The 10,854-nt window shown below is 73.9% G+C and carries 12 protein-coding genes and 1 tRNA gene; 6 read left to right on the plus strand and 7 right to left on the minus strand.

Features of this window, described 5'->3' with window-relative positions; all coding sequences use genetic code 11:
* The 3 genes from ACME2J_RS20890 to ACME2J_RS20900 form a co-directional block, all read right to left on the minus strand.
* On the minus strand, nt 1-958 hold a 958-nt coding region (locus ACME2J_RS20890), incomplete at its 3' end, for a protein kinase domain-containing protein (RefSeq protein WP_495546882.1).
* On the minus strand, nt 955-1,512 hold the full coding sequence (locus tag ACME2J_RS20895; RefSeq protein WP_495546883.1) for a hypothetical protein: 558 nt from the start codon (nt 1,510-1,512) through the stop codon (nt 955-957). The genes ACME2J_RS20895 and ACME2J_RS20890, both read right to left, overlap by 4 nt.
* A 19-nt stretch (nt 1,513-1,531) precedes the next feature.
* A complete protein-coding gene (locus tag ACME2J_RS20900) occupies nt 1,532-2,263 on the minus strand; it encodes a metallophosphoesterase family protein (RefSeq protein WP_495546884.1) in 732 nt (243 codons plus the stop codon).
* A gap of 17 nt (nt 2,264-2,280) precedes the next feature.
* Here ACME2J_RS20900 and ACME2J_RS20905 point away from each other — a divergent pair, with 17 nt between their 5' ends.
* From ACME2J_RS20905 to ACME2J_RS20920, 4 genes are all read left to right on the plus strand, one after another.
* Nucleotides 2,281-3,513 (plus strand): M48 family metalloprotease, encoded by a 1,233-nt coding sequence (locus tag ACME2J_RS20905; protein ID WP_495546885.1) that lies wholly within the window; start codon nt 2,281-2,283, stop codon nt 3,511-3,513.
* 13 nt (nt 3,514-3,526) lie between these two features.
* Nucleotides 3,527-3,937: a 23S rRNA (pseudouridine(1915)-N(3))-methyltransferase RlmH gene (locus ACME2J_RS20910; protein WP_495546886.1), complete on the plus strand. Its 411-nt coding sequence runs from the start codon at nt 3,527-3,529 to the stop codon at nt 3,935-3,937.
* 48 nt (nt 3,938-3,985) lie between these two features.
* Nucleotides 3,986-5,647: an arginine--tRNA ligase gene (argS, locus tag ACME2J_RS20915; RefSeq protein WP_495546887.1), complete on the plus strand. Its 1,662-nt coding sequence runs from the start codon at nt 3,986-3,988 to the stop codon at nt 5,645-5,647.
* Between the two features lie 248 nt (nt 5,648-5,895).
* Complete coding sequence (locus ACME2J_RS20920) at nt 5,896-6,867, plus strand: hypothetical protein (protein WP_495546888.1); 972 nt, start codon at nt 5,896-5,898, stop codon at nt 6,865-6,867.
* Here ACME2J_RS20920 and ACME2J_RS20925 read toward each other — a convergent pair.
* Genes ACME2J_RS20925 through ACME2J_RS20935 form a run of 3 tightly spaced genes read right to left on the minus strand, consistent with a single transcriptional unit; the run spans nt 6,855 to nt 8,730 of the window.
* Entirely contained in the window at nt 6,855-7,628 is a 774-nt protein-coding gene (locus tag ACME2J_RS20925) for a cytochrome c biogenesis CcdA family protein (protein WP_495546889.1), read from the minus strand. The genes ACME2J_RS20920 and ACME2J_RS20925 overlap by 13 nt on opposite strands.
* A complete protein-coding gene (locus tag ACME2J_RS20930) occupies nt 7,625-8,179 on the minus strand; it encodes a cytochrome c-type biogenesis protein (protein ID WP_495546890.1) in 555 nt (184 codons plus the stop codon). The genes ACME2J_RS20925 and ACME2J_RS20930 overlap by 4 nt, the downstream gene beginning before the upstream one ends.
* A complete protein-coding gene (locus ACME2J_RS20935; protein ID WP_495546891.1) occupies nt 8,176-8,730 on the minus strand; it encodes a TlpA family protein disulfide reductase in 555 nt (184 codons plus the stop codon). Before ACME2J_RS20935 ends, ACME2J_RS20930 begins: the two co-directional genes overlap by 4 nt.
* 121 nt (nt 8,731-8,851) lie before the next feature.
* Here ACME2J_RS20935 and ACME2J_RS20940 point away from each other — a divergent pair.
* Nucleotides 8,852-8,924: transfer RNA gene (locus tag ACME2J_RS20940), tRNA-Gly, on the plus strand.
* 53 nt (nt 8,925-8,977) lie between these two features.
* On the opposite strand, the gene ACME2J_RS20945 is transcribed toward ACME2J_RS20940, so the two are convergent.
* Complete coding sequence (locus ACME2J_RS20945) at nt 8,978-9,748, minus strand: lysophospholipid acyltransferase family protein (RefSeq protein ID WP_495546892.1); 771 nt, start codon at nt 9,746-9,748, stop codon at nt 8,978-8,980.
* A 137-nt stretch (nt 9,749-9,885) separates the two neighbouring features.
* Between ACME2J_RS20945 and ACME2J_RS20950 the strand changes: the two genes are divergently transcribed.
* Complete coding sequence (locus ACME2J_RS20950; RefSeq protein ID WP_495546893.1) at nt 9,886-10,182, plus strand: hypothetical protein; 297 nt, start codon at nt 9,886-9,888, stop codon at nt 10,180-10,182.
* Nucleotides 10,183-10,854 lie beyond the last annotated feature (672 nt).

The raw sequence follows: 10,854 nt of genomic DNA on the forward strand, positions 1-10,854 counted from the left end.
GGGCGTGCCTGGGCTCGCGCGGGGGACGCGGCTGCCGCGCGACGACGCGCTCCTCCGTCGGGGGGTTCGCTCCGACGACGCGGGTCGCGCTCGTTCCGGGGGCCGCGACCGTGGTGGCCTGCTCGCCCGTCGCGGGCTCGCCGCGCGCGCCCGCGTCGAGCGCCTCGGCGAACTCCTCCGCCGAGCCGTATCGCGCCGAGGGGTCGAGGGCGAGCGCCCTGTCGACGACGTACGAGAGCTCGGCCGGCACGCCGCGGACGAGCTCGTGGAGGTACGCGGGGGCCTCCCGCTGCTGCTTGAGGGCCAGCTCGGTGAGCGAGGACGCTTCGTAGGGGAGCCGCCCGGAGAGGAGCTGATAGGTGACGACCCCGAGCGCGTAGATGTCCGCCGGCGGGCCCGCCTCGGCGCCGGTCGCCTGCTCGGGCGCGAGGTAGGAGGCCGTGCCGAGGACGGAGCCGACCTGCGTGATCGACGCCTCGTCGGTCACCGCGGCGATGCCGAAGTCGGCGAGCTTCACGACGCCCTCGCGCGAGCGCAGGAGGTTCCCGGGCTTGACGTCGCGGTGGACGACGCCGCCGCGGTGCGCGTAGTCGAGGCCGCGGCAGGCCTGGGTGACGATGTCGATCGCCTCGGCGACCGGCAGGTGGCCGCGCTCGCGCAGGATCTCCGCGCCCGACTGCCCGTCGACGCGCTCCATGACGATGTAGTGGCGCCCCGTCGTCTCGTCGAGCCCGAAGTCGAAGACCTGCACGATGTTCGGGTGCACGAGGCGCGCGGCGGCGAGCGCCTCCCGGCGGAAGCGCGACACGAACTGCGCGTCCTCGGCGAGGTGCTCGGCGAGGAGCTTCACGGCGACCGTCCGCTCGAGGCGCCGGTCGAACGCGCTGCGCACGGTCGACATGCCGCCGACGCCGAGGCGGTCGCCGAGCTCGTAGCGGCCGGTGAGGATCTCGGTCACGGAAGCACCTCCCCGGTGGCGGGCGGGACGACGCCGCCCGACTGGGGGTCGCCGGGAGGCTCGACGCCGCCCGGGTTCTCGGGTGCGGGCGTCGTCGGCGTCGTCGGCGGCTCGACCGGCGTGGTCGTCGTCGGGATCTGCGTCGTCGTCGTCGGCGGCGCGGTCTCCGTCGGCGTCGTCTCCGTCTCGGTCGTCTCGGTGGGCACGGTCTCGGTCGTCTCGGTCGTCTCGGTCGGCTCCGGCTCCTCGCACTGCTCGGGAGCGAGCGCGACGACGTTGTCGATGCCGCGCTCGAGCTCGGCGCGGAGCTCGGGATCGACGGTCGAGGGGAGCGTCCCGAGAGCATCGCGCAGCGCCGTGAGATCCGCGCCGATCGACTCGCACTCGCCCTCGTCGAGGGCCTCCTCGACGGCGGAGATGCGGTCGCGCAGGAGATCCGCGTCCCCGGACGGGATGAGGCCGCTGCGGTCGCCGCCGGAGCCGCAGGCGGCGAGCACGAGCGACGCCGCCACGCCGGCGAGCAGGGCGAGAATGAGAATGGGGAGACGAGTCATCGGGTCGGACGCGTGTTGCTCACTGACCGTACTGAAGCCGCTCGGCGAGGGAGGCGGGGAGGCGGGCTTCGCGGATCGCGGCCTGGGCGCCGGAGACGTCGTACTCGACGCGGCGCCAGGTCGCCCGCTCCTCGTCGAGATCGAGGAGCAGCCAGGCCGCACGGGGGTCGCCGTCGCGCGGCTGACCCACCGAGCCGGGGTTGAGGAGCCACTCGCCGGCGGAGAGATCGGCGACGTCACCGGCCTCCCGGCGCTCGCCGGCCGCGGGCTCCCCCTCGGGCCGGTGGAAGCCGAGCGCGACGTGGGAGTGGCCGATGAGCGCGACGCGCTCGTCGATGACGTCGAGGCACAGCTCTGCGAGGAGGGCCGAGAGGACGTACTCCCAGACGGCGTCGCGCGGGGACCCGTGGTAGAGCCCGAATCCGGCGCGCATCCCGCGCGGCATGAGGGTCGAGAGCCAGGCGCGATGGTCGTCGGCGAGCACCTCGGCGGTCCACTCGGCGGCGAGCGCGGCTCCCGGCGAGAACTCGCGCGTGTCGAGCGCGCCCGTGACGGCGAGGTCGTGGTTGCCCGAGAGGCAGACGTTCGCGTGCTCGCGGACGAGCGCGCAGCACGCGTCGGGGTCGGCGCCGTAGCCGACGATGTCCCCGAGACACCACATCTCGTCGACGCCGGCGGCGGCGGACTCGTCGAGGACCGCCTCGAGGGCCTGTCGGTTGCCGTGGATGTCGGAGAGGACGGCGACGAGCATCTGAGAGAGTGGGGGAGATGGACCGCGGTCGCTTCCGGATCCCCGTGACGGTGGCCATCGCCCTCGCGTTCGCGGTCGCAGGGCTCGCGGTGATCGTGCTGCAGCCCGAGGACGGGCTCGTCGAGCCGATCGCGGTCTCCCCGGAAGCGTACTTCAGCGATGCGCAGATCGAGCGGGCGCGCGACTACCGGCGACCGCAGCTCGCCCTCTACGGGGCCGCTCTCGCGGCCCAGCTCGCCGTTCTCGTGCTGCTCGTGCGTCGTCCGCCGCGGCGGCTGATGGCCCGCCTCCCGGCCGCGCGCCCGGTCCTGGCCGCGGGGGTCGTCGGGGCCGTCGTCGTGCTCGCGATGGAGGTCGTGCGGCTGCCGCTGTCGGCGGTCGCGCGGGAGAGGGCGATCGACGTGGGTCTCGTGACGCGCTCGTGGCCCGGATGGGCGGGTGACGTCGCGCTCTCGCTCGCGATCTCCGCCGTGCTCGCGGCCGGGGGCTTCGCGCTCGCCGTCTGGCTGCGCCGACGGCTTCCCCGGGCGTGGTGGGCGGTCGGCGCGGTGGTCGTCGTCGCGGCGGGCGCGGTCTACACCTTCGCGACCCCGCTCGTCGTGGATCCGCTCTTCAACGACTTCGAGGACCTGCCGGCGGGACCGCTGCGGTCGGACGTCCTCGCCCTCGCCGAGGAGGCGGGCGTCGAGGTCGGAGACGTCCTCGTCATGGACGCCAGCAAGCGGACGACGGCGGCGAACGCCTACGTCGCCGGTCTCGGGGCGACGAAGAGGGTCGTCCTCTACGACACGCTCGTCGACGGCTTCCCGCGCGAGGAGGTGCGGCTCGTCGTCGCGCACGAGCTCGCCCACGTGCGCTACGACGACCTCCCGACCGGGCTGATCTTCCTCGCGATCGTCGCGCCGTTCGGCTTCTACGCCGCGGTGCGGCTCACGGAGCACCTCGCGCCGACCGGGGCGCGCGGCCCGGACGTCGTTCCCGCGCTCGCGGTGTCGGTCGCCGTCATCGCGACGTCGATCCTGTGGATCTCGAACCCCCTGAGCCGCGAGATCGAGGCGCGCGCCGACGCGTACGCGCTCGAGCTCACCGGCGAGGAGAGGACCTTCATCGACTACCGCGTGCGCTCGGCGGTGCGCAACGTCAGCGACCCCGAGCCCGTCGACATCGCCCACACGCTCCTCTCGACGCACCCGACGACGATGGAGCGGATCGGGATCGCCGAGGCCGTCGCGCGAGGCGGCGGCGGGTAGGGTCCGCGCGCCGATGCGCATCACGGTCCTCTCGGTCGGGCGGCTGCGGCCCCCGTACGCCGACGACGTCGCCCACTACGAGAAGCTGCTGCGCCGCTACGCGCGGCTCGATCTCGTCGAGGTGCGCGAGGACGAGCAGCTGCGCCGGCGGGTCCCGGAGCGGGCGTTCGTCTCGCTCCTCGCGGCGGGCGGGGAGACCTTCTCGAGCGAGTCGTTCGCGCGCTGGATCGAGGAGCGGCGGATGAGCGGCCGCGACCTGTGCTTCGTCATCGGCGGGGCGTTCGGCACGGACCTCGACGAGGGCGTCGACCACCGGATCTCGCTCGGGCCGATGACGCTGCCGCACCAGCTCGCGAGGGTCGTCCTCCTCGAGCAGGTCTACCGGGCGCACAAGATCATCGCCGGCGAGCCCTACCACCACTGACGCCGCAGCGGCGGGGGCCGGCCGGTGGCGCGCTACCCTCCGGCGCCGATGAGCGCGATCGCCGATCTCCATGCCGCCGTCCGCGACGCCGCGGCCGCCGTCGCCGCCGGGGCGCCCGACGCCCCGGTCGACAAGGCGACGCTCGACCGTCCGAAGCAGGCCGAGCACGGGGACTTCGCGACGAACGCCGCGATGGTGCTCACGAAGGCGCTGCGGCGCCCGCCGCGCGAGATCGCCGACGAGCTCGCCGAGCGCCTGCGGTCGGATCTGGGGGTCGCGATCGAGCGCGTCGAGGTCGCCGGCCCGGGGTTCCTCAACCTCGTGCTCAGCGACGCCTGGTACGCGGGCGCGCTCGCCGGGGTCCTCGCGTCCGGGGACCGGTTCGGCGCGGGAGGCGCGGCTCCGTCGCGGCGCGTGTGCGTCGAGTTCGTGAGCGCGAACCCCACGGGCCCGCTCCACGTCGGGCACACGCGCAACGCGGCGTACGGCGACGCGCTCGCCCGGATCCTCGGGTTCCACGGGCACGAGGTATCGCGGGAGTACTACGTCAACGACCACGGGTCCCAGGTCCAGCGGCTCGGCGAGTCGGTCCGGGCGCGGGCGCGGGGCGAGGAGCCGCCGGAGGACGGGTACCGCGGCGAGTACGTCGTCGACCTCGCGGGGCAGATCGACGGCGCGGACGGCGACGATCTCGACCGCATCACCGCGGAGGCGGTGGCGCTCATGCGCGAGAGCGCGCGGGCGTCGCTCGAGCGCTTCCGGGTCGAGTTCGACGTCTGGTTCAGCGAGCGGACCCTCCACGAGACCGATCCCGCCCGCTCGAGCGGGCGCTCGGCGGTCGACCACGCCTTCGACGTCCTCGCCGAGCAGGGCCGCTCCTACGAGCACGAGGGCGCGCTCTGGCTGCGCACGACCGAGTTCGGGGACGACAAGGACCGGGTCCTGCGCCGCTCGACCGGCGAGCACACGTACTTCGCGTCCGACATCGCCTACCACCAGGAGAAGCGCGAGCGCGGCTTCGAGCTCCTCGTCGACGTGTGGGGGGCCGACCACCACGGCTACGTCGGCCGCATGCAGGCGGCGTGGCAGGCGCTCGGCGGCCGGCCCGAGGACTTCGAGCCGCTCATCATGCAGTTCGTCCGCCTCAAGGACGGCGACGACCTCACCGCGATGAGCAAGCGGGCGGGCAACATCGTCACGCTCGACGATCTCGTGGACGAGATCGGGGTCGACGCCGCGCGGTGGTTCCTCCTCGCGCGCTCGCACGACACGACGATGGACCTCGACCTCGCGGCGGCGCGCGACCAGTCGCGCGAGAACCCCGTCTACTACGTCCAGTACGCGCACGCCCGCATCGCGTCGGTGCTCCGCGAGGTGGGGGAGGACCGCGTCGCCCGCGCTCTCGCCGAGGTCGGCGGCGGGCTCGTCATCGGCGCGGCGCTCCATCCGTCCGAGCGCGACCTGCTCAAGATGGTCCTCGGCTTCGGCGACGCCGTCGAGGAGGCCGCCGACCGCCGTGCGCCCCATCGCATCGCCACGTACGCGCTCGAGCTCGCGCAGCTCTTCAGCGCGTTCTACCGCGACTGCCGCGTGAAGGACGTCGAGCCGGAGGGCCTGCGCACCTACCGCCTCGCCCTCTGCGTCGCGACGCAGCGCATCCTCGCGAGGTCGCTCGCCCTCCTCGGCGTCGCGGCCCCGGACCAGATGTAGCCGCCGGGGGGGCGGCGTGCCCCCGCCTCCCAGAGCGTGAGTGTGGATCTACCTGGCTGTGAGCCAGGTAGATCCACACTCACCGCGCGGCGCGGAGAATCTCCGCGACGTTCTGCCGTATCGGCACAGACACGTGACAGGGGTCTCGGCGAACCTCCGCGCCGATGTCTCGACGCGTGGGAAGAGAGGTGTGGGTCGCGCCGAACGCCTCACGGCGCCCGGCTGGGGTCGACGAGTCGGTCGGAGTGGTGATCGCCCGCATCGCTCGTCGGCAGGCCGGTGTCGTCGCGCGTCGCCAGCTGCTCGCCGCCGGCATCTCGGCCGACGTCATCGACGCGCGGATCCGGGCGGGGCATCTCCATGTGGTCCACGCAGGCGTGTACGCCGTGGGTCAGAGGTCGCTCGCTCCGGTCGCGCGGTTCTGGGCCGACGTCCTCGCCGCCGGTGAGGGCGCGCTGCTGGGCGGGCGCAGTGCCGCGGTCGCGCTCGGGGCCGTGGCGGCGCGACGGGCCGACCGGACGGTCGTCGTCGTCCCGCCCGACGCTCAGCCGCGGCCGCGCGGCGTGCGGATGCGACGTCTCGTCGTCCCGGCTGTGGAGAGGACGTCGGTCGACGGCCTGGCGTGTCTGCGTCCCGCTCGAGCCGTCCTCGATGTCGCAGCGATCGACGGGCCGGACGAGGCCGAGCGGGTCTGGCGAGGCTTCGTGCACCACGGCCTGCTCGATCTCGACGAGGTGTGCGCCGTCGTCGAGCGGCACGACGGCGAGAGGGGGATCGTCGCGATCCGCGAGCTGCACGCGCGTAGGGCGGTGATCGTCGGCGCCTCGGAGACGGCGCTCGAGGAACGGGTCGCGAACCTCGCCGCCCGCGCCGGGCTGCCCGACTCGGCGCGCAACCACCGCGTCGTTCTCGCCTGTGGGCGGGTGGTCCGGTTCGATCTCTGTCTGCCCGACCTGAGGCTGGCGATCGAGGCGGACGGCCCGTACCACGATGATCCGGAGGTCCGCCTGGAGGACGCGAGACGCGATGCCGACGCGGCCGCCGACGGCTGGCTCACCGCCCGCGTCCACCACGAGGACCCGGATGCCGTCGCCCTCGAGCGTCTGCGGGAGGCGTACCGACGCGTGAGTGTGGATTCACCGGGCGGAGCGCCGGGTGAATCCACACTCACGCCGGAGGGGACGCCCTGCCCGGCGCGCTCGCGCGGCTACAGCGAGTAGATGAAGTCGAGGCCCACGGACTCGAGGAGGTCCTGCGCCTCGCGGTTGAGCCGGCTCATCTCGCCCGTGAGGATGAGGAAGCCCATCCCGATGAGGATGACGCCGCTCACGGCGGTGATGACGAGGTAGTGGTCTCGCAGCCAGCGGAAGACGGCGGTCGCCTTGTCGAACGCGACGGCGGTGAGGAGGAACGGCACCGCGAGGCCGAGCGAGTAGAAGGCGAGGAGGACGCCGCCGCGGCTCACCGTGTCCGAGGTCGACGCCGCCGCGAGGATGGACGCGAGGGTGGGCCCGACGCAGGGGGTCCAGGCGACCGCGAAGGCGAGGCCCGCGACGACCGGCCCGCCGGTCCCGGCCCGGTGCATCAGTGCCTCGGGACGCCACTCCTGGTTGAGCCGCGTGATGAAGGGGGTGAGGAGGAAGAAGACCCCCATCGCGATGATCGTCCCGCCCGCGAGGCGGTTGAGGAGCTGGTCGTTCTCGCGCAGCGTCGAGCCGAGCCCGGTCGCCGTCATGCCGAGGGCGACGAACATCACCGTGAACGAGAGGCAGAAGATGACCGCCGGCCACACGACCCGGGCGAGACCCTGGTCGCGCGTGCGGATGTCGGAGAGCGACAGGCCGCTCACCGCCGAGAGGTAACCGGGCACGAGCGGCAGCACGCACGGGCTGATGAACGACACGAACCCGACGGCGAACGCCGCGAGGACCGTCGTGTCGGCCTCGTTCACCTGGGCGAGGACGAAGACGTCGCCGATCACCGGTCGAAGCGCGCGAGCTCGGCGTCGAGGCGCCGCTCGGTCTCGTCATCGGGTCCGGCGGGGGACGGCGCCGCGCCGCCGGCGGACGAGAGCCCGGGCGCTGCGGTCGCGCGTCGCCGCCACCGCGGGACGAGGACGAGCAGGCCCGCGACGAGGAGCGCGCCGACCGCGATCGGCACGACGTAGGCCGCCGCGCCGAAGCCGTCGTCCTCCGGCAGCGCGAGCACGTTGCTCCCGTACTCGGCGACGAGGCGATCCTTCACCTCGTCCTTCGTGAGCCCCTCGTCGACGAGCCGCTGGATCTCGCGGCGCTGCGCATCCGCCTGCGGCGACTCGGCGATGTTGAGCGCGACGTTGCACGACACGCACATCACCTCGTCCTCGATGTCGATGAGCGAGGTCCTCGACTCGACCGACGGCGCCGCGTCCCGGGGCTCGGAGATCGACGGCGAGGTCTCGCGCTCTTGCGCGGTCGCCGGCGCGGCGCCCGCGCCGGCAGCGGCGAGGGCCGCCGCGACGAGCAGCGCGACGAGTCGCGCGAGCGTCCTCATCGGGGCACCCCGAGGTCGTCGAGCGCTCGCTGGAGGAACTCCTCGTTGACCTGCCCGCGCGACAGCGCGACGACGCGCCCCTCGCGGTCGATGACGAACGTCTCGGGCACTCCCGTGCCGCCGTACGCCTGGTAGAGCTCGAGATCGACGTCGCGGACCGAGGGGAACTCCAGCCCGAGCTCCTCCTCGAACGCCTTGGAGTCCGCGCTCGCATCCGTGTGCGTCGCGCCGAGGACCGTCCCCGCATCGGCGCGCTGGAGCCGCTCGTGGGCCGACTGGAGCACCGGGGCCTCGTCACGACACGGGTCGCACCAGGACGCCCAGAAGTTGAGGACGACGACCTTCCCGGCGTAGTCGTCGAGGCGCGCCTCGCCGCCGTCGAGGAGCGGCCGGCTCAGATCCGTCTGCGGCGCCTCGCGGAACTCCCCGCTCTTCACCCCGTCGTCGAGCGTCGTCGAGGTCCCTCCGGACGCGGCGACCCCGTAGACGAGCAGCCCGACGAGGAGCGCGGAGACGACGATGACGGCGACGGGCACGGCGGGACGCGACACGGATTCAGGGTAGACCGTCCGGGCTGCGCGCAGACCCGCCAGCGGCGTCCGGGCGCGTGACGGACCCCCGCGAGGGCTTCGCTCGCGCCGTCGCGCACGCGCTATGCTGGCCCACGCAAGCGCGGGTGTAGCTCAGTTGGCAGAGCGTCGGCTTCCCAAGCCGAAGGTCGCGGGTTCGACCCCCGTCGCCCGCTTGCGGTCCGCCGGACGAGCAGCCGATCCCGTTCGACGGGACGGCCGGCGGCCGTCATCGCGGGCGCGTCGACGGGCCCGGCCAGCGCTCGAGCGTCTCGACGTAGAGCTGCCGGACCGCCTCGGCCTGCTCGCCGAGCGTCTCCGGGGTCCAGCCGGACGTGTCGATCGGCTCCAGCACCACGACCTCGACGGTGCCCGGCCGCATCGTCATCGAGCCTCGCGGCATGAGCTCGCCGCAGTTGCGCATCACGATCGGGATGACCGGCACGCCCGTGTTCATCGCGAGGTGGAACGCGCCCTTCTTGAAGGGCAGCGGCTCACGGCCGGGCGATCGCGTCCCCTCGGGCGCGACGAGCGCGGACCGTCCGGCGCGCACCAGGTCCTCGAGCCGCTCCACCGCCGCACGCGCCGCCGCGCTGTCGCGGCGGTCGAAGTGCACGACGTCGAGCATCCATCCGAGGAACCCGGCGCGCGGATCGAGCTTCGCCTCCTTCTTGCCCGTCGCCGTCGTGTCGCGACGGATGAGCGAGCCGGCGACGAGGGGGTCGAGCTCGCTCTGGTGGTTCATGAGGAAGACGGCCGGGCGCGGCGCGTCGAGATGCTCACGGCCGCGGACGACGTCCACCGTCACGCCCGCCGCTCGCAGCGCCGCGTCGGTGCTCCAGGCCATCGCCAGGTTGCGGCCGGCGCGGCCGTCGCCGCGCAGCGCGCCGACGAGGCGCCCCGCGCCGGCGCCGGCGTTCATCGCCGTCATGGCGGCGGCCGTCCTCGTCGCGGCGGCGACGTCGCCGGGGGAGGGGATGCCAGGTGCTGAGGGGCTCACGACCACATGAACCCCGGTTCGCGTCGTCGTGCACGCGCCGCCCGCCGCCGTCCCCCGTGACGGCGGGGTCCTCGGCGCCTCCACGATCAGGGGGAACTGCGGATGTCGCGGAGCGGCGCTGCGCCTAGAGTCGCAGGATGGCCCACCCGCCTCCGACACGGGACGCCGCGCTCGCGGCCCTCCGCGCGGCGGCTGCGGTGTCCGGCGTCGCCCCCGAGGACCTCTCGGCCACGGCCTACCGCCGGTTCCGCATGGCTCACGGCTCCGAACTCCTTCCGTCGCATCTCGCGATCACCGTGCTCTTCGGCGGGTGGTCGCGCGCGTGCGAGCAGGCCTCCGCACCGCGTTTCGTCGCCGACGACGTCGAGGACCTCGTCCGCCGCGAGCTCTACGGGCGGCGGGCCCACGTCGAGCGTCAGCCGCACGGCCGCTGACCTCGCGCGGGGGCGCCGGCGACGAAGGTGACCCGGGGACCGCCGAACGGCCGGTCGGGCGGCCCGGTCCTCACCGGGGACTCGCGTCGTGCATCCCGTCCAAGCGGTACGCCGCGACATCGGCCTGGCGTCCCCTGATCGGGACGTTGCCGTGGAAGACGAGATCGTCGTGGCGCCGCGTGAGCCGCTGCCGGGTCGCGTCGGCGACGAGGATCTCGACGCCCGCGTCCTTCGTCGCGCCCTCGAGCCGCGCCGCGGTGTTGACGACGTCGCCGATGACCGTGTACTCGAGGCGCCGCGCCGGGGACGGTCACGGCGGCGATCGTCGACGCGACCGGCGGGAAGGCGCGCATCGTGATGGGGTCATCTCGATCGCGGACCGCAGGACGAAGGTCGAGCGGGAGCTGGAGGAGTCCGCAGACGACGGGTAGCGAAACCCCTGCTGACAGCCGCATTGCGAGGGGTGACGCGCACCGTCGCAGCCCCTAGCCTCGCGCCATGCACGCTCGCGACTTCGACGCCGACGTCACCGCGCTCGTCCGCGCTCTCGACGATGCCGGGGTGGAGCACCTCCTCCTCGAGGACGAGGCCCCCGACACCATCACCGTCGTCCCCGGCCCGACCGGGCGCAACATCGACCGCCTCGCCGCGGCCCTCGAGCGGGTCGGCGCG

The organism is Paraconexibacter sp. (genome assembly GCF_059438195.1).